The 24,843-nt window shown below is 62.5% G+C and carries 22 protein-coding genes; 8 read left to right on the forward strand and 14 right to left on the reverse strand.

Features of this window, described 5'->3' with window-relative positions; translation table 11 throughout:
* The first annotated feature begins 62 nt into the window (after positions 1 to 62).
* The 3 genes from HZC36_07960 to HZC36_07970 all read left to right on the forward strand — a co-directional run bounded on the left by HZC36_07960 (position 63) and on the right by HZC36_07970 (position 2,173).
* Positions 63 to 434, forward strand: a complete 372-nt coding sequence (locus HZC36_07960; protein ID MBI5706909.1) for a hypothetical protein — start codon at positions 63 to 65, stop codon at positions 432 to 434.
* 47 nt (positions 435 to 481) lie between these two features.
* Positions 482 to 1,300 (forward strand): hypothetical protein, encoded by an 819-nt coding sequence (locus tag HZC36_07965; protein ID MBI5706910.1) that lies wholly within the window; start codon positions 482 to 484, stop codon positions 1,298 to 1,300.
* Positions 1,301 to 1,387: 87 nt separating this feature from the next.
* The gene (locus HZC36_07970; GenBank protein ID MBI5706911.1) at positions 1,388 to 2,173 is read left to right on the forward strand and encodes a GNAT family N-acetyltransferase; all 786 of its coding nucleotides are present in this window, start codon (positions 1,388 to 1,390) and stop codon (positions 2,171 to 2,173) included.
* A gap of 130 nt (positions 2,174 to 2,303) precedes the next feature.
* On the opposite strand, the gene HZC36_07975 is transcribed toward HZC36_07970, so the two are convergent.
* A complete protein-coding gene (locus HZC36_07975) occupies positions 2,304 to 3,077 on the reverse strand; it encodes a hypothetical protein (protein MBI5706912.1) in 774 nt (257 codons plus the stop codon).
* Positions 3,078 to 3,221: 144 nt separating this feature from the next.
* On the opposite strand from HZC36_07975, the gene HZC36_07980 reads away from it, so the two are divergent.
* Complete coding sequence (locus tag HZC36_07980) at positions 3,222 to 3,962, forward strand: GDSL family lipase (GenBank protein ID MBI5706913.1); 741 nt, start codon at positions 3,222 to 3,224, stop codon at positions 3,960 to 3,962.
* 104 nt (positions 3,963 to 4,066) lie between these two features.
* On the opposite strand, the gene HZC36_07985 is transcribed toward HZC36_07980, so the two are convergent.
* The 7 genes from HZC36_07985 to HZC36_08015 form a co-directional block, all read right to left on the reverse strand.
* Positions 4,067 to 4,486 carry a type II toxin-antitoxin system VapC family toxin gene (locus HZC36_07985; protein MBI5706914.1) on the reverse strand — a complete coding sequence of 140 codons (420 nt, stop codon included), beginning with the start codon at positions 4,484 to 4,486 and terminating at the stop codon, positions 4,067 to 4,069.
* Positions 4,483 to 4,722 carry a type II toxin-antitoxin system prevent-host-death family antitoxin gene (locus tag HZC36_07990; GenBank protein ID MBI5706915.1) on the reverse strand — a complete coding sequence of 80 codons (240 nt, stop codon included), beginning with the start codon at positions 4,720 to 4,722 and terminating at the stop codon, positions 4,483 to 4,485. The genes HZC36_07985 and HZC36_07990 overlap by 4 nt, the downstream gene beginning before the upstream one ends.
* A 40-nt stretch (positions 4,723 to 4,762) precedes the next feature.
* Positions 4,763 to 5,953 (reverse strand): bifunctional phosphopantothenoylcysteine decarboxylase/phosphopantothenate--cysteine ligase CoaBC, encoded by a 1,191-nt coding sequence (gene coaBC, locus HZC36_07995; protein MBI5706916.1) that lies wholly within the window; start codon positions 5,951 to 5,953, stop codon positions 4,763 to 4,765.
* 29 nt (positions 5,954 to 5,982) lie between these two features.
* The gene (locus HZC36_08000) at positions 5,983 to 6,417 is read right to left on the reverse strand and encodes a biotin/lipoyl-binding protein (GenBank protein MBI5706917.1); all 435 of its coding nucleotides are present in this window, start codon (positions 6,415 to 6,417) and stop codon (positions 5,983 to 5,985) included.
* On the reverse strand, positions 6,417 to 7,136 hold the full coding sequence (locus tag HZC36_08005; GenBank protein ID MBI5706918.1) for a gamma-glutamyl-gamma-aminobutyrate hydrolase family protein: 720 nt from the start codon (positions 7,134 to 7,136) through the stop codon (positions 6,417 to 6,419). Before HZC36_08005 ends, HZC36_08000 begins: the two co-directional genes overlap by 1 nt.
* A complete protein-coding gene (locus HZC36_08010) occupies positions 7,133 to 8,353 on the reverse strand; it encodes a 2-oxo acid dehydrogenase subunit E2 (GenBank protein ID MBI5706919.1) in 1,221 nt (406 codons plus the stop codon). The genes HZC36_08005 and HZC36_08010 overlap by 4 nt, the downstream gene beginning before the upstream one ends.
* 276 nt (positions 8,354 to 8,629) lie before the next feature.
* Positions 8,630 to 9,472 (reverse strand): glycoside hydrolase family 16 protein, encoded by an 843-nt coding sequence (locus HZC36_08015; GenBank protein MBI5706920.1) that lies wholly within the window; start codon positions 9,470 to 9,472, stop codon positions 8,630 to 8,632.
* A 138-nt stretch (positions 9,473 to 9,610) separates the two neighbouring features.
* Between HZC36_08015 and HZC36_08020 the strand changes: the two genes are divergently transcribed.
* Both HZC36_08020 and HZC36_08025 read left to right on the forward strand, forming a co-directional pair.
* A complete protein-coding gene (locus tag HZC36_08020) occupies positions 9,611 to 11,104 on the forward strand; it encodes a sugar ABC transporter ATP-binding protein (protein MBI5706921.1) in 1,494 nt (497 codons plus the stop codon).
* Complete coding sequence (locus HZC36_08025; protein ID MBI5706922.1) at positions 11,101 to 12,141, forward strand: ABC transporter permease; 1,041 nt, start codon at positions 11,101 to 11,103, stop codon at positions 12,139 to 12,141. The genes HZC36_08020 and HZC36_08025 overlap by 4 nt, the downstream gene beginning before the upstream one ends.
* Positions 12,142 to 12,276: 135 nt before the next feature.
* On the opposite strand, the gene HZC36_08030 is transcribed toward HZC36_08025, so the two are convergent.
* The 6 genes from HZC36_08030 to HZC36_08055 all read right to left on the reverse strand — a co-directional run bounded on the left by HZC36_08030 (position 12,277) and on the right by HZC36_08055 (position 19,929).
* On the reverse strand, positions 12,277 to 13,167 hold the full coding sequence (locus HZC36_08030) for a serine/threonine-protein phosphatase (GenBank protein MBI5706923.1): 891 nt from the start codon (positions 13,165 to 13,167) through the stop codon (positions 12,277 to 12,279).
* A 417-nt stretch (positions 13,168 to 13,584) separates the two neighbouring features.
* On the reverse strand, positions 13,585 to 14,172 hold the full coding sequence (locus tag HZC36_08035; protein ID MBI5706924.1) for a DNA-3-methyladenine glycosylase I: 588 nt from the start codon (positions 14,170 to 14,172) through the stop codon (positions 13,585 to 13,587).
* Positions 14,173 to 15,225, reverse strand: a complete 1,053-nt coding sequence (locus HZC36_08040) for a 2-oxoacid:ferredoxin oxidoreductase subunit beta (protein MBI5706925.1) — start codon at positions 15,223 to 15,225, stop codon at positions 14,173 to 14,175.
* A complete protein-coding gene (locus HZC36_08045; GenBank protein ID MBI5706926.1) occupies positions 15,222 to 17,021 on the reverse strand; it encodes a 2-oxoacid:acceptor oxidoreductase subunit alpha in 1,800 nt (599 codons plus the stop codon). Before HZC36_08045 ends, HZC36_08040 begins: the two co-directional genes overlap by 4 nt.
* Complete coding sequence (locus HZC36_08050; GenBank protein ID MBI5706927.1) at positions 17,018 to 18,829, reverse strand: FAD-dependent oxidoreductase; 1,812 nt, start codon at positions 18,827 to 18,829, stop codon at positions 17,018 to 17,020. The genes HZC36_08045 and HZC36_08050 overlap by 4 nt, the downstream gene beginning before the upstream one ends.
* 107 nt (positions 18,830 to 18,936) lie before the next feature.
* Positions 18,937 to 19,929 carry a glycosyl hydrolase gene (locus HZC36_08055; GenBank protein ID MBI5706928.1) on the reverse strand — a complete coding sequence of 331 codons (993 nt, stop codon included), beginning with the start codon at positions 19,927 to 19,929 and terminating at the stop codon, positions 18,937 to 18,939.
* Positions 19,930 to 20,042: 113 nt separating this feature from the next.
* Between HZC36_08055 and HZC36_08060 the strand changes: the two genes are divergently transcribed.
* Together HZC36_08060 and HZC36_08065 are read left to right on the forward strand one after the other, a co-directional pair.
* On the forward strand, positions 20,043 to 20,228 hold the full coding sequence (locus tag HZC36_08060; GenBank protein ID MBI5706929.1) for a hypothetical protein: 186 nt from the start codon (positions 20,043 to 20,045) through the stop codon (positions 20,226 to 20,228).
* A gap of 744 nt (positions 20,229 to 20,972) precedes the next feature.
* On the forward strand, positions 20,973 to 24,824 hold the full coding sequence (locus tag HZC36_08065; GenBank protein MBI5706930.1) for an RHS repeat protein: 3,852 nt from the start codon (positions 20,973 to 20,975) through the stop codon (positions 24,822 to 24,824).
* Positions 24,825 to 24,843: the final 19 nt, after the last annotated feature.

The raw sequence follows: 24,843 nt of genomic DNA on the forward strand, positions 1-24,843 counted from the left end.
TGTCCCTAAGTGAGAGGGGAAGCATCTTGATGAACTCGCTCAAACGCTCAAGTGACTCTGACATGAAGAGGCTCGTTCCAGGCCTCGTAGCCTACGGCTTGGCAGTCTGCGGCGGCTATGTGCTTGTGCAGGGAGCACTTCTGGCCATCGCCTACCAAATCGGTTCGGACGGAAGGGCTCCGCTGTTCAGAATTTTGGCATCGCTTACTTCTGTGTCCGTTGCCGTTGTGCTGATTCAGTTTGCCAAACGGTTCCGGCAGGGGCCCCACCAACGTGGCCAGCGGTTTTGGTTTCATGTCGCCGCGTTTGTGTGCCTTTTGCCAGGCGTGGCCGCCTGGTTTCTGGACAGATCCTTCGCGTCCAGCTGGTTCAATGCCGGTCTCACCTGCCTCGCCGGAACAATGATCTTCAGGTTCGCTTACCGTTCAGCGTAGAGGGCCAAACGGCCCGTCCAGCCTCATCAATCGACCACAATGGCCCAATGCAGGGTGCTTTGATTTGGGGCGCGGCCATCGGGCTGGCGGTCGGCGGAGGTTTCCTGTGGCTGCGGCTCAAGGCTTGGCCTTTTGCCCAAGCTATCGGCTTGCTGTCTGCGGCCGTGCTCCTCCTCGGCGCCCTTGGGCTGGCGCTTGCGGGGCTCGGCTCCTTTCGCGGCGGGGGCGACGCCGTGATCGCCGGAATGACCGCCCTGATCATCGCCGTCTTTGGCCTCGGCGCCGCCATGCTGGTTGGGGGTCTGATCGCCCTGGCGCAGAGCGGCAGGATCGGGCAGCCCTGGCTCGCCACGCTCCTCACGATCAGCCCCGAACCTCTGCTCATCCTCGCCTTGGCATGGGCGTTCCAGACACAGGTCAGCACTCCCCTTGAGCGCAGGACCACCGACACGTTCATTCAGCAAGAGCAGGCCCGAAGGGCCCGGCTCGAGCGCCTGAAGAACGACATCCCGCCGCCATTCCGGGAATACGACCTGATGACCGTGGATGCCATCGAGCGGAGCGAACGCATGGCGGCGCAGTATGGCAATCAGGTCAAGCCCAAGTTCCCGCCCGGCGTGGCCAACAAGATCAAGAACTACTGGCAGGCGACGATGGAGCCGCAGCCGATTCCCGACCGCTCGGGCTATCAGAGGGCGCATGAGGCCCGGACAGAGTTTCAAAAGGGGCTCGGGTTGGGCTGGCTGGCGGGGGCGCTGCTGCTGCCTTTGGCCCTCAATCGGCGGCCCGTCCCTCCGCGGAAGCCTCCGGCGATGAGCCAGTCTGAACCTGAGAGATCCGAGCCGCCGGCCCGAATCGAGATCTAGCCGCCCCGATAGGGCGATCCCACAAGGAGAGCCGCTAACGGTTCCGGCCAGCCTGGGAGCCTTCGAGCCAATCGGTATCATGCTCCCATGTTCGGTAACCGTGAACTCGCAGAGGCCCATGTTCAGCTTCGGATGTCGAGCTCTACTGCAAAGACCGCCGGCAAACTCTGGCCCGATCTTGGCGAGACGCACGCACAGATCGCCGGTTGCTCGGCGGCCTTCGCTGGAGACGGTTCGCCCCTGACGCAAGTGAACGGCTTCGGCTTCTATAGGAAGCCCGAACCTGAGGACTTGGAGGCGGTCCGGGCCTTCTATCGTGGCCGGACCCAAGAGTTCGAAGTCGTGATGAACCCGTTTGCGGTCCCTGAAGCCTGGAACATGCTCTTCGAAGCCGGCGCCAAGCTCCAGACCTTTGAGTCGGTCCTGTTCCGACAGACGGGGCACTTCGATCCCGCAAACCTCGATGTTGAGGTCCAAGAGGTCCGACCGGAGGACCTTGACCTTTGGGGCCGGTTGTCTACGGAGGCATTCTTTGGAACCAATCCGCCTCCGTTTGCAGACGATCTCGCCACCCTTCTCAAGGCTGTTCCCGACTATCGAAGGTTCATCGCCTACGTCAACCGGGAGCCGGCGGCGACGGCGAGCCTCATCGAAAGGCGCGGATATGCTTTTCTGGGCGGTGCGGCCGTGCTAGAGGAGTTTCGCGGGCATGGGATCCAACGCGCGCTCATCTCCCATCGGATGTTGGCAGTGTCCGAGCGGTGCCACACGGCGTTCGTCGAAGCTCTGCCTGGGAGCGTTTCCCAGCGCAACGCCGAACAGCTTGGATTCAGGCTCGCGTTCAGTCAGGCAAGCCTGATGATGCCGAGCTAGGCAGGCGCGTTTCTTGCTGCGCGTCCACGGACAGACCCCTCACCCGGTTCGCTCTGCTCACCGGCCTCTCCCTTCCCGACACGTCGGGACTCGGAAGCAAGGGGCGAGGTAGTACCCAAGATTGGAACGATCAAGCCGCTTCGGGCACGCTTGCCCGGCCCTTGGCGAATTCCACGCCGACCTCCGTCAACCGGAGCTTGGCCTGGCCCAATCGGATCAGCTCGAGCAGGGCCAGAAAGCACCAGACCGCCTCCCGCCGGGTGAACACAGGCGGCAGCAACTCTCCAAGGCCCATCCATTTGCCGTTAAGCTGTTTGATCAAGAGGCCCATCTGTTCCGATAGTGTTCTCAGCGGCTTGGAAGCCACTTCGATCGGATCGGGGATGGCCCTCTGCAAAACGACCTCCAACGCGACGGCAAGGTCCTGGACCGAGACGTCGCCAAGGTCGTATGGCAATTCGTAAGGATTGGGACCTGCTTCGACCGGTCGGAAGAACCTCTGCGAGCGCTCTTCAAGGCCCATCTGCAGCGTAATTATCGCGCCCTCGAACTCGTACACGGTCGGCTCGGGCAGCTCTGCCGAAAGCTCTTCTTCGGGCTCGGGCTCATTGGTGGGCAGAAGCAGCCAGGCTTTGCGTTCGATGAGGTAGGAAAGCGCTGAAAGCCCCGCGGCGGCCTGATCGAGATCGATCTGGTCGCTCATGGCTAGGTACGTGTAGTAGGCCGCGCAGACAGGGAGTAGCGGCACCTCGGAGAGGTGGATCTTGCGCTCGCGGACGCAGGCGAAAAGCATCGCCAGGGAGCCCGTGAACACCTCGCACTCCACATGGATGGGAACGGGCGCGATCACGCCGGTCGGCGCGAGCAGATCGGTGCCGGTTCGCTGATCCTGCCTGGGAGCCATGAACGTTCGTAAGGACGCAAGAACCATGCCGCCAGATGCGGCTTGAGCGTTCTGAGTTTCCCACTATACTGGATGCCGCGCCCCCGGGGGCGGGTTTGCCGAAGGGAGGCGATGCAGACTGCGGGGATTCAGCCACAATACGCCATGTTTGGTCTCTCGCTCCTCGCTCTCGCCCCGTTGGTTAACTGCGCCCTTGATTTGGCTTGGGTTCAGGGCGCCGCAATCCCTAAGCACGTCGCCACAACTCCGGTTCCAAGGTCTGGGGAAGCCTGGTGGGTGCAGCGCCACCAAGGCTGTGTGGAGACCACCAAGAGGAACGACTTCGAAGTGGCCTTTCTTGGCGACTCGATCACCCAGGGATGGGAGGGGGCCGGCAAAGCCGCGTGGACCCGCGACTTCGCGCCGCTCAAGGCGGCCAACTTCGGCTTCAGCGGAGACCGCACCGAACACGTGCTCTGGAGGCTCGCGAACGGGGAGCTCGTCGGCACCAACGTCAAGCTGATCGTGATCATGATCGGCACCAACAACGTCGGCCACGGCTCATCGAGTCCCACTCAGACTGCGGACGGGGTGAAAGCGATCGTCCAGACGCTCCTTGCGGGCACCAAGGCGAAGATTCTCTTGCTGGGGATTTTCCCACGCGATGCCAACGCCGGGGATCGGCTGCGGCAGGCTGTCTCTGAGGCAACGCGTGGGTTCCAGGGCCTGCACGACGGTGCACGGGTCCACTACAAGGATGTTGGCCACTTTTTTGTGCGTCCCGACGGCACCTTGAGAAGCACCCTTATGCCGGACCTGTTGCACCTGAACCCCGACGGCTACGAGATCTGGGCCAAGGCAATGCTCCCGGACCTAAAGGGGTTACTTGGCAAGGGCGGGCAATAAGCGACCTCCCTTGTGCTTATAGCATTCGCTATATGCGTTGCTTGAGCCGCAAGAAACCCTGTATATCGTTCACTATACCCTGATGAGGGCCTTTCAGTCCGGCATTACGCCGCCAAGACGTCGACATTGGCGCTGCGGGCGAGGTTCCGGAGCCGCGTGTCTTCCGTGGCCAGGGGCAACGCCAGCCGTTGGCAAAGCTCGATGTAGGCCGCCTCATAAGAGGTCGCCTGCAAACGCGAGGCCAAGGCCCTAACCGTGAGGATCCACTCCTTGCTCGCGGCATCGTCTACGTCGATGGGCGCCGTGTTGAGCAGCGAAAGGAAGGAAGCGGCCTCCGCAGCCGAAAGGCTCCCGGCGTCCTGGGCCCGCAGCACGAGGTTCGTGACCTCGAGCCGCCAATGGCAGGGCACATGGGCCTTCTGGCTCTCCAGTAAGCGCAGCACGTCCTCGGCATAGATACCTCGCAGCTCTGCGGCGCTCCAGGTCAACGCCAAGGAGGCATCGAGCACGAACCCGTCGGTCATCGCCGAACCTCGTGAAGCGCCTGGTCGACGTCAAAGCCGATGAGGGACCGGCCCTTGCCAAACGCCATGAGCTGCTCGACCGAGTGCCTGGCCGGCACCCCCTTGCCGGTATCGGCGGGGACCAGCCGCGCGATCGGCACACCGTGACGTGTGATCTCAAGCGTCTCGCCGGCTTGCACAAGATCGAGGAGCTGTCCGAGGTGAACCTTTGCTTCGTAAGCGCCGATCTGCTTCATCAGCCTAAGAATCGGCTAGTCGCAGGCTAGTTTTCAGCGGTCAACTACCAGGTTCGGCGCAGAGCGACTCGAAGAGCCACAGCGCGCAAGCCAGTTTCGACCTCTTGCCGCTCTGCAAAACCCGTCCGTCGTCGAGGATCAGCGTCAGCTCGTTGCTCTGCGATTCAAAACCGATGTCCGCCCGGGAGACATCGTTCACGGCGATGGCTGCGAGCCCCTTGCGAACGAGTTTTTCCCGCGCTTGATCAAGGCTGTCGTCCGGCTCTGCGGCAAACCCGATGACCCGCGCCTTGCCCTGCGATGCCCGCGCGAGTTCGGCGAGCACGTCCGGGTTTGGGACCAGCTTCAAGCTCCAGGGCTCGTCGGATCGACGCCGTTTCCCCTCGATTTTTTCGATTGGCCGGTAGTCCGCGACCGCCGCGGCCCCGACGATCCAGTCCGATTCGGCCGCCAGAGCCGAGGATGCCTCCAGCATTTCGCGGGCCGACGTGACTCTGCGAACCGAGGCTTGCCTTGGAAGTGAAACGGCCACCGGGCCCGACACCACCGTCACCTCCGCGCCCATCAGGAGTGCCGCCCTCGCCAGGGCCGCGCCCATCCTTCCGGAGGAGCGGTTCGTCAGGTAGCGCACGTCGTCCATCAGCTCTTGAGTTGGTCCGCTCGTAATCAGCACCCGCTTGCCCTTCAGTTTCTGTCCGCGTCCGATAAGGACGAGAGCTTCATCGGCGATGCGGGCAATCGAGGCCAGTTTGCCCTGGCCGTGCTCGCCACAGGCCACGTCGCCCTCTGACGGGTCAACCAGCACCGCCCCTCGCTCCTCGAGCTCCCGGATTGCGGCCTGAGCCGTTTCCTGAAGATACATCGCCGGGTTCATCGCCGGCGCAAGGAGCATGGGCCCCTCGTAGGCCAGCGCCAAGGTGGTAAGCATGTCGTCTCCGACGCCGTTCGCCAGCTTCGCGAGCGTATTGGCGGTGGCAGGGGCGACGATCAGCAAATCAGCCTGCCGGGCCCAGTCGATGTGGGCCATGCGTCCGGTGATAGGCTCCTCGAAGGCATCCTGGAGGCAGGGCTGGCCGGTCAGCGACTCGAACAGGGTCTTGGTGACGAACTGCTGCGCGGCATCGGTGAGGCACACGCGAACCGTGCAGCCCGCCCGCATCAGTTCGCGCGCCAGATCCGCCGCGCGGTAGGCGGCAATGCTCCCGGAAACCCCAAGCACGACGTTCGGCACATCTTAGTTTAGCGCGAGGGGCCGAATCGTCACGCCGGCTCGATGGTTGCCAGCACGTCGCCCTCGCCGACCTGTGAGCCGGCCTCCACATAAACCTTGGACACCGTGCCATCGAATGGCGCCAAGAAGGCCTGTTGGGTCTTCATGGCCTCCAGCACCACGATCTTGTCGCCTTTGGCCACAGGATCGCCCGCCGCGAACCCCACGAAAGTGATCGCGCCGGGCATGGCCGCTCGGATTTCGCCTGTGTGCGTGGCCCCATGCACTCGACGAGAGGCCAGAGCGGGTTCCACGAGGAACTGCTGCCCGTGATAGCTCACGAGCACGTCCTCGCCCGATCGAACGACCAGCGCCGAGTGGGTTTGGCCGGACTCACGCACCAAGAGCCGGTCCGCCAGGGTCACGACCTCGACCTCGGTACCGTCCGGTAGCTCCACTTCGACGCCGTTCACCCACCGCTTCATCAGCCCACCTTCGCTTTGCGGCGCTGCTCTGCGTAAGCGGCACACGCTTCGACGAAAGCGCGGAAGAGCCTTTTCGAGCCCTCACCGTCGGTGCGCTCCGGGTGCCACTGGATGCCCACGACCCAGGGACGGTCGGATGCCTCCAGGGCCTCTACGGTGCCGTCTTCGTGTCTGGCCGAGACCGAGAGCGCGTCACCCAGCCGCCCGACTCCCTGGTGGTGATAGCTTTTTCCGGGCGTAGAAGCGGATCCGACGATCCTAGCGAGCTTCGAATCGGGCACGACCGAGACATTCTCAAGGGTGCCGCCGGTGTGTCGGTCCGATTCCAGCCCGTCGGCGAGGTGCTGGATCAAGGAGCCGCCCCGAATCACGTTCAGGAATTGGCACCCGTAGCAGATCCCAAGGATCGGCATCTCCGGGTCGGCAGCCTCAAAGAGCGCCTGCTCGATGGCATAGCGCGCGGGGTCCTGGAGCCTCGCCTTTGGATGGAGCTCTTCTCCCCATTTGGAGGAGTCAATATCGTCGCCGCCTGGGATCAGCCAGCCATCGATGATGGCGAGAACAGCCCTGGGGTCCGCTTGCGGGGGGATGACCAAAGGCATGCCGCCGGCGTCGGCGATCCGCTGAGCGTAGTTCCAGTTCAGGGTCAGCTTGCCGTGCGTGCGCGCGTCGTCGGCATCGTGATCCACGTCAGCGGTGATGCCAATGACCGGCTTCATCCCTCGTTCACCAAGCTCCTGATGCTCTCAAGGTTCATTTTGATGGCCGTCAAGAAGTCAGTCGCGCCGACACCGTTGATCAAGCGATGGTCGAAGGTCAGGGTTAGGTTGACCGAGCGCTGGATGACCGTCCCGCCATTCTCGTCGTACTTGAGCCCCGGGAACACCTCTCCCAGGAACAGAACGCCGACCGATGGCGCGACGAGCACGGGAACCGCCTGACGGAGGCCGAAATTCTGCATGTTGGTCAGGCTCAGGGTCACGGCCTCGTTCGCCTGATCCTTGCCTTGCCGCGCCAGATCGATCTGGGCGCGGCATCGGCTGGCGAAGTCCTTCCAGTTGAGCGCATCCGCCTCTTCGACTACGGCAGTTACCAGTTCGTCGCCGGGCAGCGCCACCGCGATTCCCAGCGAGGCGGTCGCGTAGGTCCGAATCGTGTCGTCGCCCTTGAGGTTGGACCGGAACAGGGGATGGTCTTTGAGGGCTCTGGCGACGGCGAAGGCGAACATCGTGAAGGTCGAAGGCTGAAAATCGCCGCCCTTCGCCTTTTGCTCAGCACGTACGGCCTCCACCGGGCCCCAGTTGGCGACGACCGTGATCGTGCCGGGGACCACCAGTTGCGAACTGCGAACGAGTCTGGAAGCCAGAACCCGCTGCTTTCCGGTCATCGCGACCTCGGTGCTCGGTCCGCCCGCACCGCCGGTGGGTCTGGATGCGGGCTGAGGCGCGGCGCCCGAAGATCGTGAAGCGAGGAAGCTGTCGATATCGGCAGGCATCAGCTTGCCGCTGCCCGCGGCAAGGGTCGCCAGTTCGGCTTCAGAAACGCCCTTTTCCTTGGCGTAAGCACGGGTCCGCGGCGGCACGGAGGCGTTCCTTGCTCCCGCTGAGGCTTCCGGTATAGGCTCCGGTTCGGGCTGGGCGGCGGCCGGCGCCGGCGCCTCCGGAGCGCCGTGCACCTGCATCTCGGAGACTCCGTCGGCGACTTCCATCTGGGCCACGGCGGTGCCGATCGGCAGCACGGCGTCCACCTCGGCTAGCCAGGAGACCAGTTTGCCCTCGTACGGGGATTCGACGTCCATGACGGCCTTGTCCGTTTCCATCTGGTAGATGGGTTCGTCGCGTTTGATCGTCTCGCCAGGCTGCTTGAGCACCGCGACCAATCGGGCTTCTTGAAGGCCCTCGCCCATCTGTGGAATGCGAACTGAAATGACCGGCATCGTGTATGTCTCCGTCGAACCGGACTATTTTGACACGTCCCGCGAAGTGGGCCTTCCGGATGAAGCCGGAAATGGGCCTGGCAAGACAGGATTGCTGATGGACGCAGTTGGCCCGGCGGCCGAGAGGGGTGGGTGTGGCGCCCCTTACGGGGTGCGAAGGGTGGGAGCGCTCCAGGGGTGCGGCTGCGGCCAACCCCTGGCTACTTTCTGCTGACCCCGTTTGGGGTCACATCGCCCATGGCTCGGGCGGTCCGGCAATGAGGCTCACGAAAGCACCTACGCGCCCGAAACAGGCTTGTAGTAGCGAACGTACTCGATCTCGTAACGGTGCGGGAGAAGGCTCTCGTCGATGCCCTGAGCTCCGCCCCAGCCGCCGCCGAACGCCAGGTTGAGGATCAGGTAGTGCGGCTTGTCAAAGGGCCAGACGTCGTCGCCGCCAGGCTCTTTGCGGAAGACGAAGTAGCGCGTGTCGTCGAAGAAGAACTCCATCCGGTCGCGATACCACTCGACCGCATAGGTGTGAAATCCTTCCCAAGGCTTGCCCGCGTCGATCGAGTTGCCCTTGCCCTTGCCGTTCATGTGGTTATAGGCGGCAGTGTGGATGTTGGCGTGGATCTTGGTGGGGTCATAGCCCACGTGCTCCATGACGTCGATCTCGCCGCAGCGGGGCCAATCCACCTTGCCAATGTTCTCGCCCAGGAGCCATGCCGCCGGCCAAGTTCCTTTGCCTGTGGGGACCTTGGCGCGGACCTCGATCCGGCCGTAGAGAAAGGGCCTCTTTCCGGCGGTGTGGAGGCTCGCCGAGGTGATCGGGCGCCCCTGGAAGTTGTCCTTTCGGGCCTCGATGATTAGCCGCCGACCCTCGATTCGGGCGTTTTCGGGCCTTTCTTTGGTGTAGTACTGCTTCTCGTCGTTGCGCAGGTACCCCACCTCGTAGCTCCAAAACTTGGGGTCGACGAGCTTCCCTTTGTCAAATTCGTCGGCCCATTCCAGCTTCCAGTTGGACTTGACGAACGGTTTTCTGATCGGCGTTTTGTCGGACGCAGATTGGGTTGTGCCGCTGAGCGATTGGGTTCCCATGGCCATTGCGGCGACGCCAAGATAGAGTAGCGTGCTCACTTACCCAGTTTTGCAGATTCCGTAGCGGTGAAGGGAGGGGTACCCTCGCCCTTCGCCCCTCGCGCATCGCATCTCCTGCCCACTAACCCTCAAATCGGAGAAAACCTCCGACCTGCGAACCTTAGTAGAATAGGCCCAATGCCGCGCTTGCAGGTCAGCGACATCTCGATGCAGTTCCCCGCCGTCTTGGCGCTCGACGGCGTGTCGCTCTCCTTCGAGCCCGGAGAGGTCCACGGCATCATCGGCGAGAACGGCGCCGGCAAGAGCACGCTGATGCGCATCCTCTCGGGGCTGCAAAAGCCGACCTCCGGGGAGATCTCTATCGGCGAGCCGCCGACAACTGTTGTTTTCGGTGGCGTTCGAGACGCCATGCGCCACGGCATCGCCATGATCCACCAGGAACTGAACCTCGTGGACACGCTCTCGGTCGCAGAGAACGTCTTCCTGGGTCGCGAGCCGACGGCTGGTGGCAGGCTTAATCGCAAGCTGATGAATGGACGCACGCGCGAGTGGCTTCGCGAGGTGAACGCCTCGATCGAGCCGCAGGTTCTGGTCGGAAGCCTGTCGCTGGCCGAGAAGCAGCTCGTCGAGATCGCCAAGGCGCTCTCCTGCGAAGCTTCGATCCTCATCATGGACGAGCCCACTGCCGTGCTCAGCGAAGCCGAGACCGACGCCCTCTTCGAGCTCATCGCCAGGCTCAAGGCGAAGGGCGTCACGGTGCTCTACATCTCCCACAGGCTCCCCGAAGTGGAACAGATTTGCGACCGGGTCACGGTCCTGCGTGACGGCCGGCTCATCACCACCGTGCTGCGCGGAGCCACAAGCCCGACCGAACTCGCCAAGCTGATGGTGGGCCGTGAGCTTGGCGAGGTCTTTCCGGTGCGGAAACTCTCCACTGCGCTAGAACCGGTGCTGGCCGTCGAGGGATTGGGCGACGAGGAACTCTTGAGCGGCGTCTCGTTCGTGCTTCACCCCGGGGAGATTCTGGGGATGGCCGGTCTGATGGGCTCGGGCAGAACCGAAGTCGGCGAGGCCCTGGTGGGACTCAGGCGGTTTCGCGCTGGCGGAATCCGAGTTGAAGGCCGCCCCGTCAGCATCGGCTCGCCGAAGCAGGCCGCAAGGCTTGGTATCGCGTATGTCTCCGAGGATCGAAAGGACGCGGGCCTGGTGCTCGGCATGGACGTGGTCGAGAACACGACCCTGGCGAATCTGGACGCCTATGCTCGCCCCTTCATCAGCAAAGACCGCGAGCGGGCGAGCACCGAAGCCTGGGTCAAACAGCTCGACATCAAAGCCGGCAACCTGCGTGCGCCGATCCTCTTCCTCTCCGGCGGAAACCAGCAGAAGGTCGCGCTGGCGAAATGGCTCGAACTGAAGCCAAAAGTGCTCATCCTCGATGAGCCGACGCGCGGCGTGGACGTCGGCGCCAAGCGAGAGATTTATCAGCTCATCCACGACCTGGCGAGCCAAGGGATGGCGTGCCTGATGATCTCCAGCGAGCTGCAGGAGCTGATCGGCCTATGCCACCGCATCCTGGTGATGCGCCATGGCACGGTCGTCGGGGAGGTTCAGGGAGAGGGCGCGACGGAAGAGGAGATTATGGTGTTGGCAGCGGGAGCGGAGGCAGCTTGAGAGAGTTCTTGTCGAAACTGGGCGCGTTCATGCAGCGTTACGGCGTCGTGGTGGCGTTCGGCCTGCTGTTTGCCTACAACGGGTTCACCCAGCCCGAGTTCTTTCTGCAGCCGGAGAACCTGAAGAACCTCGTCAACCAGAGCGTCGGCGTCGGGATCATCGCGATCGGGATGACTCTGGTCATCGTGACCGGGGGCATCGACCTTTCTGTAGGCAGCATGCTCGCGCTATCGGGCGCGCTGGGCGTGCTCGCCATGAACAAGGTGATCTCCGGCGTCCCGGTGGACTCGGCCCCAGCCATCCTTGCGGCCACGGAGAGCCGGGGCGTGGTGGTCGGGATCGCGGTCTGCCTGCTGGCCGGACTCGTCCTCGGGATGGTGAACGGCGTCACCATCGTGGTGGGGCGGGTCGCACCGTTCATCGCCACCCTGGTGGGTCTAGTCGCTTATCGGTCGATCTGCGTTTCGATCGCCGAGGGTGGCGAGATCAGGTCTTTGAGCGCCAAAGTCTTTCCTGCCCTCGGCTCAGAGGGAGTCCCCGTCCCGGGGCTGATGGCTTCAGGCGGCCGGCCGCTGATCATCACTTGGGGAATGATCCTGTTCGTCCTCGTGGCGCTTTTCGCCGGGTTCCTGCTCAACTGGACGCGGTTTGGCCGACATGCGCTCGCGGTCGGCGCGAACGAGCGCGCCGCCAAGTACTCGGCGGTGAACACCGGGTGGACCAAGTTCGTCGCCTATTCGCTTCTGGGGCTCTTCTCGGGGCTCGCGGCGTTCACCTACGCCGCCAGGTTGAACTCGGTCGCGTCGTCCACTGCCGGCAACTACTACGAACTCGACGCTATCGCGGCGGTCGTCATCGGCGGCACGTCATTGAGAGGCGGCAGCGGGCGCATTTGGGCGACCGTGGTGGGGGTGCTTCTGCTCAGCATGATCGGCAACATGCTGGTCATGAAGGGGGTGAGCGTCTATTGGCAGGGCACCGTCAAAGGCGCGATCATCTTGGTGGCCGTGCTCTTGCAGAGGGGGAGAGAGGGATAGAGCGATTGACGATTGACGATTGACGAATGAAGATCGTGGATCGTAGCCAGAGACTTGCGTTCTGAAAGACCCGTCAATCGGAGCCCCTATAGTGAACCTGCTAATCGCTAATCGAAAATCGTAAACCGCCAATCGTCAGTCCCCGATCGACTCCAGCCCATCCACCCGCACGATCATTACCGTCGTGTTGTCGCTTCCGCCGCCGACCAGGGCATCGCTTACGATTTGCCAACAGGCTTCGCTGGGGCCGCTGCTTGAGAGAACCTCTTCGAGCCTCGAGTCCGATACGTGGTTCATCACCCCATCTGAGCAGAGCAGATACACATCGCCCTCCTGGACGTTGAAGCGTTCCACGTCCACGATCACGTCGTCCTCGGTGCCGATGGCCCGTGTGAGCACATGGCGATACTGGTGCCGCTCCGCCTCCTCGCGCGTAAACATGCCGCTGGCCACCGCGTCTTCCACCCAGGTGTGGTCCTTGGTGAGCTGCAGAAATGGAGGTCCGAGGTCTGAGGTCCGAGGCCCGAGGTCGGAAGGCAGCGACTCTGACTGGGACGCGGATGGCAACCGGAGTCTGTAGATCCGCGAATCGCCGACATGCGCGATCCATGCGGCGTCCTGGATGACGGCCAGGGCGCTCAGCGTCGTGCCCATCCCGCGTCGCGAGGGTATGGCCCGCGAGCAATCCAGAACCAAGCGGTTGGCGGCGCGGACCGCCGTCGAGAGCGCCACCAGAGGGTCTTGCGATGGGTGCTGAAGGTACTCGAAGAGGAACGTCTTGCACGCCATCTCGCTGGCGATCTGCCCGGCTTCATGGCCGCCCATTCCGTCGCAGACCACGAACACCAGCCCCTTGCCGGCGAGAATGGGCTCGTCTTCGGGAAGGTAGTACTCGAACTTGTCCTCGTTGTTCTCGCGCACACGGCCGAGGTCGGTCTTGCAGGCGACGGTGACCCTGGGGCGGATCTTCAGTTCCGGGGCTGGCGCCAGCTCCTGCGCGGCATATTCGGCGGTGATCTCTTGCATCGATGGCTCGCGAGTCCTCGTGTGATTATGGACGCTCGCTCGATGGCGAATTGATCGGTTCAAATCTCGCGGGTGGGAGGTCCCCCGGACACAAGCTCATTGGGCCTTCGGGCCACATGGAGTTTGATGTCAATTGGGCGGTTGCTCCTGTGGCACCCCTTGCGGGGTGCGGGACCTGGCGGCGCACGCTCCAGGGATGTCGCTGCGCTCAACCCTTGGCTACTCTCTTCTGACCCCTGCCGGGGTCACCAGCAGATTGAAAAGGTGGTGGCACGTTCCAGGGATGTCGCTGCGCTCAACCCTTGGCTACTCTCTTCTGACCCCTGCCGGGGTCGCGTTCAACCTCCGTTCACGCTCGATGGCCGAAGGGATCACCAGTGGGGTTGAGCGGCAACCCTCCGACAACGGAATCGCGCTCTACTTGCCAGCCGTCGAGGCGAGCCGCTTGCATTCCTCGTAGCGAAAGCATTCCGTCACGTGGTCGTTCACCATGCCGACCGCCTGCATAAACGCGTACAGGATGGTCGGCCCAACAAATCGAAACCCGCGCTTCAAAAGGTCCTTGCTGAGCGACTTGGAGACCTCCGTTTCCGCAGGCACCTGGCTCAGCGAGGTCCAGGCGTTCTGCACCGGCGAGCCATCCACAAACCGCCAAAGGTAGGCGTCGAAGGAGCCGTACTCCTCGCGTACTCTGAGCACCGCTTGGGCGTTTCCCACGCTCGCGACGACCTTGGCCCGGTTGCGAACGATGCCCGCATCGAGCAGCAGTTCGGCCTGGCGCGACTCGTCGAACCGGGCGACAACCTCGGGATCGAACCCTTTATAGGCTCTGCGGTATCCCTCGCGACGCGCAAGGATGGTGGACCAGGACAGTCCGGCCTGCGCGCCCTCCAGGATCAGCATCTCGAAGAGGTGCCGATCGTCGTGGCTCGGCACGCCCCACTCTGTGTCGTGGTACGTGCGATAAGCCTCGCTCCCTTCGCACCAAGCGCATCGGGTCGGCATCTATCGGAACCGCGCCTGCAGCTTCTGCAGCGCATCGTTGCCGGGACAGAGCTTCTCGTAGGGGACCTTGGTCAGCGCCCCAGGCACCGTGCCGAGCTGTTGGTGCATCTCTTGGGATTCCTCCGAGACGTAGAGCAGACCCGTGACCACCTCCCCTTCCTCTTGCCGGGCTCTGATGTAGGCATAGGCTTTGTCCCGGTCCGAGGGGTCGTAGTCGTCGGCGACCTTTCGAAGCTTGATATACGTCCCATCGTGCATTTTGACCAAGCGATCTTCGCCCGGCCTGTAGTCGGCGTGGATCGCTCCGCGGGGCAGCACGAAATCCGTTTGGACAACCTCGATCTGGTTCTCGCGCGTATAAGCGTAGCTCTTCGTGGAGCCTTCATGGTCGTTGAAGGTCACACAAGGGGAGATGACGTCGACGAACGCGAAACCTCGGTGCTTGAGCCCCGCCTTGAGGATGGGCACGAGCTGGTCCTTGTCTCCCGAGAAGCTCCGTGCAACGAAGGTGGCGCCGAGAGTCAGCGCGAGCCGACAACTGTCGATCGCTGCCATGGTGTTCGCCTCGCCCTTCTTGCTCATCGAGCCGGGGTCCGCCGAAGCCGAGAACTGGCCTTTTGTCAAGCCGTAAACGCCGTTGTTCTCCAGCACATAAAGTAGGTTCAGGTTGCGCCGCATGGCATGGCAGAGCTGCCCGAGCCCGATGGAGAGCGAGTCGCCGTCGCCGGAGACTCCGATCATCGTCAACTCGCTGTTCGCCGCGCTTGCACCCGAGGCGACGGCGGGCATGCGCCCGTGGACGCTGTTGAACCCGTGCGCTTCGCGCAGGAAGTAAGCCGGTGTCTTGGAAGAGCAACCGATACCCGACATCTTGGCCACCATGTGCGGCTGGATGTCGAGGTCCCAAAACGCCTGGATGATCGCCGCCGTTATGGAGTCGTGCCCGCAGCCGGCGCAAAGCGTGGTGATCACGCCCTCATAGTCGCGCCGCGTGAGGCCGATAGCGTTCTGTGCGAGAGAAGGGTGGTGGACTTTGGGTTTGGCAAGGCTCATGCGAGCACCTCCGTTCGCGAACGCACGCTGCCCAAGACTTCCAGCGTACTGAGCGGGAATCCGGAGTAGTGGGTGGCCGAAATCAGGCGCTCGGGATGGACCTCGGTCTCTAGTATGAGAAGGTTTCTGAGCTGGCCGTCGCGGTTCTGTTCCACCACGAAGCACTTCTCGTGCGCTTCGATGAAATCCTTGACCGCTTTGCCGAAGGGGAACCCGCGCACGCGCATATAGTCTAGCGGTGTGCCCTCAGCCTCCAGCTTGTCCACAGCTTCCATGCAGGCCGCGTGGCATCCGCCGATAGAAATCAGGCCGACCTTCGCGCCCGTCGTGGTGCGGATGAAAGGCTGCGGAACCGCATCAGCGGCGCTGTTGACCTTTCTCGCCAAGCGTTCGAGCACCTCCTGGTACTCCGCTCCATCTTCGGTGTAGCCTCCGTACTTGTTGTGGCCCGAGCCGCGCGTGAAATAGGCGCCCTTAGGGTGTGTTCCCGGGAGAGTTCGGTAGGGAATGCCGTCGCCATCCACGTCCAGATAGCGGTAAAAGGTCTTTGATTCCTCGAGCTCTTCGGCAGAAAGGACCTTGCCTCGGTCCGGACGGTAGTTATCGTCCCATTCCAGTTTGGGGATCACCCAGTCGTTCATGCCGATGTCGAGGTCGGACAGCATCATGACCGGCGTCTGGAAGCGCTCGGCCAGGTCGAAGGCGTTGACCGCCATCTCAAACGCCTCTGCCGGGTTGGCCGGGTAGAGGCAGATGTGCTTGGTGTCGCCGTGCGAGGCATAGGCGCAGAGCATGAGGTCGGATTGTTGAGTCCGTGTCGGCATGCCGGTCGAGGGGCCGGTGCGCTGAACGTCGATGACCACGGCAGGCACTTCGGCAAAGTAGGCGAGCCCCAAGAACTCGTTCATCAGGGAGATGCCGGGGCCCGCCGTCGGGGTAAACGCCCTCGCACCCGCCCAACTCGCGCCGATGACCATTCCGATGGCCGCCAACTCGTCCTCGGCCTGCAGGATCGCAAAGAGGTTCTTGCCGGTCTCAGGGTCCTTTCGGAAGCGCTGGCAGAATCCGGCAAAGCCCTCCATCACCGACGTCGCGGGGGTGATGGGGTACCAGGCGCCGACGGTAGCGCCCGCATAGATGCATCCGAGCGCGGTGGCGGTGTTGCCGTCAATCAGGATGTGATCCGCGGTCACATCCATCTTCTCGAGGCGGATCGGAAGCGGGCAGTCGAAGTTCTCCTTGGCGTAGTTGAAGCCAAGGTCAATGGCCTTCTGGTTGGATTCGAGCAGCGCAGGCTTCTTGCCGAATTTCTCCTGCGTGAGCGTTACCAGAGTCTCGGTGTCGATGCCCAAAAGGGCGCTCAAAACGCCGGCATAAGCGATGTTCTTCATCAGGATACGCTCGCGCACACCCTTGAAGGCGTCGTTGCACATCTGGGCCAGCGGCACGCCAAGCAGGTGAATGTCTTCTCGGGCCTTGTCAGTACGGATCGGCCAAGTGGAATCGTAGAGCAACCAGCCCCCAGACCGGACCTCCGCCATGTCCTTTTCGAAGGTGGCTGAGTTTAGGGCCACCATCAGGTCGAACTCCGGCGTGCGCGCCGTGTAGCCGTCCTTATTGACCCGGATTTCGTACCAGGTAGGCAGGCCCTGGATGTTCGAAGGGAAGAGGTTCTTGCCCGTCACGGGGATGCCCATTCGGAAGATGGCCTGCATGATCAGGCTGTTGGCGCTGGCCGAGCCCGTTCCGTTGACAGACGCGATCTTGATGGCGAAATCGTTGATACTTGGCTTCATTTTGCGGCTTGAGCCTCCACGACGGGGAGGGTCGAGGCTGGTACGGGCCGCCCTGCATAGGGAAGCACCACAACCGATTTGCGCATGTCCCAAGCAAAGGTCGGACAGCGTTCGGCGCACAGGCCGCAGTGAAGACAGAGATCCTCGTCTTTCACCATAACGCGCTTGGTTTGCTTGAGAGCGCTCGACACGAAGATGGGCTGATGGGTCTCCAAAGCGGGAGCCGTCAGCCTCGTGCGCAGATCGGCCTCATCGCCGTTCTCGGTAATCGTCAGACAGTCGGTGGGGCAGATGTCGATGCAGGCGTCGCATTCAATGCAGAGGTTGTCGGTGAAGTGCGTTTGAACATCACAGTTCAGGCACCTTTCGACCTCGGCCATCGCCTGTTCGTGGGTGAAGCCCTCCTCCACCTCGATCGACATCTTGAACCTCTCTTTGAGGTCCACGTGCTTCATCTTTTGCCGTTTGACCGGGTTGTAGTCATTGCTGTAGGCCCATTCGTGGAGGCCCATCTTGGTGCTCGACATGGTCTGGCCATGCGGGGGACGATCCTGGACCGACAGCCCCTGGCAGTATTGATGAATCGAGATCGCGGCTTCGTGGCCGTGCGCAACGGCCCAAATGATGTTCTCGGGTCCCCAGGCCGCGTCGCCTCCGAAGAACACGCCCGGCCGAGTGGACATGAAGGTCGTTTTGTCCACCACGGGCATGTCCCACTTCCCGAATTCGAGCCCGATGTCGCGTTCGATCCAGGGAAAGGCGTTGTCTTGGCCGATGGCCAAGATCACCGAGTCGCAGGGGATGATCTCGGTCCCTGCGGGCTCCTGCACCAGCTTGCCATCGATCTCTTGGGAGTTGAACCGCTCGAACTCCATGCCCGTGAGCTTGCCGTTCTCGACCACGTATCGCACGGGGGAGAGGTTTTCCAGGATCTCAACGCCCTCTTCCTCGGCGTCCTCGAGTTCCCAGGGCGAGGCTTTGAAGTACTTGCGGGTCTTGCGGGCGACGACCTTGACGTCGGCCGCGCCGAGGCGCTTGGCCGAACGGCAGCAATCCATCGCCGTATTGCCGACGCCGATGATCAGCACCCGGGAGCCGACGGTGTTCACGTGCTCGAAGTGGATGTTCGCCAGCCACTCGATGCCGATAAAGATCTGCTCGCAGTCGTGCCGCCCCGGCAGTTCGAGCTCTTTGCCTTTCGGGGCGCCGCTTCCTACGAACACCGCGTCGTATTCGCCTGACTCCACAAGGCCCTTCAGGCTATCGATGCGCGTGTTGTAGCGCATCTCGACGCCCATGCTCACGATGGCGTCGATCGCCGTGTCCAGGACCTCTTCCGGCAAGCGGAACGATGGGATGTTGATTCGCATCAACCCCCCCGCGCGGGGGCCGGCCTCGAAAATCGTACACTGGTAGCCAAGGGGCATCAGGTCGTTCGCGACCGTCAGCGAGGCCGGTCCCGCGCCTACGAGCGCGATCTTCTTGCCGTTCTTCTCCTTGGGCGCCTTGGGCAGACGGTCGGCGATGTCGCCCTTGTGGTCCGAGGCGAAGCGCTTGAGGCGGCAGATGGCGACGGGTTTGCCCTCGACCCGTGTTCGGCGGCACGCGGGCTCGCAGGGGCGGTCGCAGACCCGGCCCAAAATGCCCGGGAAGACGTTTGACTCGCGGTTCAAGATGTAGGCGTCGTCGTACCGCTCCTGCCCGATCAGGCGGATGTATTCCGGTACGTTGGTATGGGCCGGACACGCCCATTGGCAATCCACGACGCGGTGGTAATAGTCGGGATTGCTCGTGTTTGTCCGTTCCATGGAGCATCAATTATGGCTCATTTAGGCTCACTTTGGCCCAACCCGACGATCCGCCCAAAGCGGAGGCTCTTGATCCTCCGGAGTTGTACAGAATCCTTACCTCTCCGCTATCGCGGTTTCGGTGGTGCCAATTGGATATTGAAGGGCCGATTGCGATCGCAAAGGAGATGCGCGTCTTTCACCTCAAGCTCAGCCGCCTGGATGGCGGAGTGCCGCGCGGCAAGAGGCATGATGCCGTTCCTTTCCGGGAAGGCTTGGCCGTACGGATGCGTGAAGTAGATGATGAAGGCGCGCTTGCCGGCTACAACCACGTCTGCATGCTTGCCGATCGTGCCGTCGCTGTTTCGTGTTCCGGGCTTCTCGAGGATTTTGCCCTGATAGGTCCAGTTCGAGAGGTCCTTGGAGCGGTACACGTCAAGGCCGCTGTCCGGGTCTTTGATCAGCCAGTAATGCCCTCCGAAAGCAAACACCTTCGGTCCCTCGCCGTAAAGACTGGAGACTCCAGGGTCGTCCGCTGGCCTCCAATCCTTTAGGTCCCGGCTGTCCACGGCGAAGGTCTTCGAGCCGTGCCCCTCATCCTTGTACCAAAGCCTCCAACTGCCGTCCGGCCTTCGAAAAAGAGTCGGATCAATGCAGTATTCGGAAGCCAGCGGTAGTTTCTGAGTGAATTTCCAATGCTCCAAGTCGCTTGAGGTGTACTGGAAGATGAACCGCTTTCCGCCCCAATCTCGATGCTCTGAAGCCGCGCCAGGAACGTAGCTCACGAACAGATGAAAGAGACCCCCATCGTCTCGAACGATATCGGGCGCCCAAAACGAGTAGCCCGAGTCCGGGTGTGAAAGCCGAAGCGTTCCTCGATAGTCCCAAGTTTGCCCTTGATCATGCGACTCGGCGATCCCGATCTCGCAGCCGTGGCACCACTCGACCCCCGGCAGATCCAGCTTGGCGCGGCGCTGCGTGTAGAGCATCCACCAAGCCTTTCGGGTTGGGTTCCAGACCAAGACGGGATCAGCCGCGCCGTCGTAGACCGGGTCGCGAAAGAGCGGCGCGGGCGTAGAGGGAGGCCCTTGTACAACCAAGGTCGAGGAGGAAAGCAGCATAGGTAGGGCGAGCGTAATCCACATGGCGCTAGCCGATTATGGAGGGTGATCGCCGACCTAGGCCCACCGAACGATGTTTCAACCCTGGCGGCGCGCTATTCGTAGGATTCGTTGTGGCAAACGATTCCTCTTCTCGGTCTCGCGGGAAGGCCGGTAACGCCGGAATCTCGCTCTTCACGTCCGTAGGCGTCGCCGTCGCCGTACAGATCTCGTGGTCCATCAACCACTCGATCGGATGGGCCATCTGGCACGGGCTGCTGAACTGGATCTATGTGATCTACCGCTGGATCGTCGCCTGACGGTTCTGGCGGGTCGCTAAGCCTCCGCGACAGCCCTTTTCACAGTCAAGTGGGCGTGATAGACAACGTGACTGCCGACGCAACCGGCCGGAGGCGGTCGATAATCAACACTGGCTCGCTGAGCCGAGGTCGTGAAATTGGCGTAGGCCGGCAATCCTCCAAATCCTCAGAATCCCCACCCATTTCTGGAATTTGAGGACTTTAGAACTGTAGTTTCAATAGCAAACCGTCCGTGTTGATGTCCCATGCTGATCCCCACGCAATAGGGCAGGGAGAGGGTGCCTGTGGTCAACCTGCTCTGACTCTCAAGGTGCAACGAAGGGCCTTGGGGCTCAACCTTGATGATCGGGGCGGCTCGCGGCAAGAGGTCTATCAACAGTTAAGGCGACACAAAATGGCCACAGTACATTGCCGGAACTGGCCTTCCGCAAGATCGGAACGATTTGCTCAAAGCTCGATTTTGATTCCCTCATGGATCCGTCCCAAGCGATGAGGGTGCTGCTCGATAAGCGTCTTCGTGGATGGGGGAGTAGACCAGAGGCATCGCTCACATGGGAAGAACATGGGAAGCGACAATTCTCGTGAGAACGTTATGACTTGGGCATTCATCCAGTAGTCCGAAAAATGGAGCACTTCGACTTCTGCGAAGCTCTTGAATTTCCTGGCCTTGTGTGCTACGGTGAGGGTCATGGCCCCGCAAGATCACCGGCTCGCCCCCCCCCCTCGCGCCGCAGCGTTAGCCTCATGCGCCTGACCGCCATCGTCGTCTCGTTTAGCCTGGTCTTTACCCAGTGCTTCGCAGGGATCGAGGCTTCCTCGAAGTCCCTCACGGACCTCATTCAGCAAATCGGACGGCAGTTCTCGGGTGGATTCACCGATTCCCGCACTCCCATCTTCAGAGGCGCCAACCCCAGGCGCGACCCCCAATACCGCGCAGGCCGGTTCAACGAGCGCACCCTGAGGGACCTCGGCCGCGTGCGCCAAGCGCGCTGGCTTGAGGAGCCCGAGCTGCTCCTTGCCAATATCGGCGTGGGCGGCTTCATGCTGCTTCAAGGCTCGGGTGGGGGCGGTGAAGGCGGTGGAGGCGGTACCGGAGGCGGCGAGGGCGGCGGTCCCGGAGGTCCCGGCGGCGGGCCCGGTGGCGAAGGCGGAGGTGGAGGCGGTGGCGGCAGCACCGGAGGCGGCTCGCCCAGCACCGGTGGCAAGCGCGCGGGCTCCGAATCGGCCGGCCCCTGGGCCATCGTCAACACCAACACCGGCAACCGCCTGGAAGGACTCCCGCTGGTCTCCTGGCCCTCGCGCGGCGCGACGGGCGTCGGCTTCGAGCTCTTCCACAACTCGCTTTCCTCCTGGGTGGGCGATATGGGCGCATCCTGGAGCCACAGCTACGAGATCAAGGTGGACTACACCGCCGGCTCCTCGGCCATCGTGCGCTGGGAGGATGGCACCAACGTCGCCTACACCGAAAGCGCCGGCACGTTCAGCCCGCCGCCCGGAGTCTACGACGCCCTGGTCCACAACGCCGATTCCACCTGGACCCTGACGACCAAGTCCCAAAGGCAGTTCCTCTTCAATACCTCGGGGTTCCTTACGGCCTGCAAGGACCGCGCCGGAAACACCGTCACCGTGGGGCGCAACACGAGCAACCAGGTCACTGCGGTCACCGACGCCTCGGCCCGCGCCCTCACCTTCGCCTACTCCGGTTCCAGGCTCTCCAGCATCACCGACCCCACCGGGCGCACCTGGACCTTCGCCTATGACGCGAGCACGAACCTGACGAGCATCACCTACCCCCTGCTGGATAGCGCCAGCTATGCGCGCAGCTTCACCTACAACGCCACCCACGACATCCTCACCGAGACCGACCTAAGGGGCAAGGTCTGGACCTACACCTACGACACCGGCGAGAAGCTCCTCACCTGGAAGAACCCGCTCAACAACACCACCTCGTACAGCTACGGCCTCTCGGCCACCACCATCACCTGGCCCGGGCTACAAACCCAAACCCACAACTACTCCAGCGGCCTTCTGGCATCTGAGGTGGACCAGGCTGGCTACTCGAACGCCTACACCTACGACACGGCCAAGAACGTCACCCAGTACACCGACAAGCGCGGCAAGGCCTGGATCTTCACGTATGACACGAAAGCCAACGTGCTCACCGCCAAAAACCCGCTGCTGAAAACCTGGACGCTCACCTACAACACCACGAACGATGTGCTCACGGTCACCACGCCGCTCGCCAGGGTGACCACCTACGCCTACGATTCGCAGGGAAACCTGCTGACGGTCACCGATCCGCTCTCAAGAGCGGCGGTGACGAGGACCTACGACACCTATGGCCAGGTGCTCACCAGCAAAGACGCCCTGAACCGAACGACCACCTACGCCTACGCCACGAATGGCGACCTCACGAGCGTCACCGATCCAGCGAGCGCAACGACCACCCTCGGCTACGATTCCCTTTCCCGGCTCACGAGCCTCACCAACGCCCTTTCGCAGACCACCACCCTCGGCTACGACGCCTGGGGCCGCGCGGTCACCACCACCCACCCGGACGCCACCAGCGCCACCGTGAACTACAACCGCGAGGGCCAGGTGATCTCGGCGACCGATGAGCTGGGCAGAACCACCACGCTCGCCTACGACGACGCCATGCGCCTAACCTCGGTGACGAACGCACGGGGAGACCTGGAGAGCTATGCCTACAACGGGAACTCCTGGCTGACGGCGGTCACCAACGGGCGCGGCTACACCCGCAACTACAGCCTCACCTCCCGCGGCGAGGTCTCCGCGCTCACCATGCCGGATTCCAGCGTCGAGAACTGGAGCTACAACGCCGAGGGCGCCTGCTCGGGCTACACATCTCCCGTGGGCTTCACCATCCAATACGTCTACGACGATGCGGGACGGCTGACGACGGTGGACTACCCGACGGGAACGGACACCAGCGTCACCTACGACAACGACGGCCGCACCACCCAGATGCTGGACGCCACGGGCACGAGCGCCTGGTCCTACGACGCGGCATCCCAGGTGACGCAATTGGCCACCCCGCAAGGCACGCTGCAGTATGCCTTCAACCTGGCCGGGCAGCGCACCAGCATGACGGACGTGGGCACGGGCGCGACCACCTATGCTTACGACACCGCCGGCCGCCTCTCCAGCCTCACGAACCCCTTCTCCGAAACCACCACGGTCACCTACGACACCCTGTCCCGGGTCACCCAAAAGACGCTGTCCAATGGGTCGTATGAGGTGTACGCATTCGACAATCGGGGCCGCCCGACTTCGCTCACGGTGAAGAACAGCTCGAACGCGGTGCTGAGCACGCAGAGCTACACGTACAATGCCGTCTCGAACGTGCTGACGGCGACCCGTGATGGAGTCGCGACGAGTTACACCTACGACGCCATCGACCAGCTTCTTTCGGAGACAAGGTCTGGCTATGCAGCAAGCTACACTTACGATGCCAACGGCAACCGGGCGACACGCACGGTCAACGGCCTGGCCGAGACTTACTCCAACGACGCCGGAGACAAACTGACGTCGGTCACTTGGACGGGCGGGTCAAAGACCTTCGGCTATGACGCGGCAGGCCGAACAACCTCGATCACCACCGCATCCGGCACGACTTCTCTAGCCTACGATTACGAGTCCAGGGTCACCAGCATCACCTACCCGAACGCCTCGGCGGACACATTCACGTACAACGGCCTCGATACAAGGGTTGGCAAGGGCGGGGCTCAGGGAACCGCGACCTTCAAGAGAAACGGAGTAGGTGCAACCGCTCCGGTGCTCTCGGACGGAGCGGCGACCTACACGCCGGGTATTTCCGAGCGTCGAGGCACCGCTACAACGTATTCTCACGCCGGCATCAAGAACGCCGAGGTCCAGACGGGTTCAGGGCAGACGGTTTCTGCCACCAACCAGTACGATGCCTTCGGCAACCTGGCCTCTTCGACCGGAACCTGGAAAGGCCCCTTCGCCTACGGCGGCCCCTTTGGCTATCAGGCCGACGCCTCCGGCCTCAAACTCCTCGGGCATCGCTACTACGACAGCGGCACGGGGAGGTTTCTGACTCGGGACCCGGTGAAAGATGGGAGGAATTGGTATGCGTATTGTGGGAATAGTCCCACCCGCTGCGCGGACCCTACCGGCAACGCATTTTGGCCGGGATTCCGCGAGATCACAAAGAACGGCCTAATCGGAGGGCTACTTCTTTGGCTCTTTGGATGGGTCGTTTTTGGGAAGACCGACTTCGACCCTTATGGAGGCGGGAATGGGCTGCAACCGCCATTTGATGTCCAGATTCCGCCACCACTACCTCCCGGCCCAGAGACTCCACCTTACGACCCGCCGGGAAACGGCCTGCCAGCAAAACCTCTCGACACACCAAAGGTGGCTCCAGAAACTGAAGCACATGGCTCGGGCCGTTGGGGCGGCATTGGAGGTTTTATTGATTCCTCCATTCTCCGTCTTTTTGGCACGGTATCTCTGGCTTTAGTGCCGGAAGAGCTGGGTCAAGACTGCTATCTGCCTGGAATCAAGAGAGCGAATCTCGATACGGAGAAGACATTTGAGTCATTCTTCTAGTTCGCTGGCAAGAGTAGTT

Source organism: Armatimonadota bacterium (assembly GCA_016223145.1).
Lineage (GTDB): Bacteria > Armatimonadota > Fimbriimonadia > Fimbriimonadales > Fimbriimonadaceae > Nitrosymbiomonas.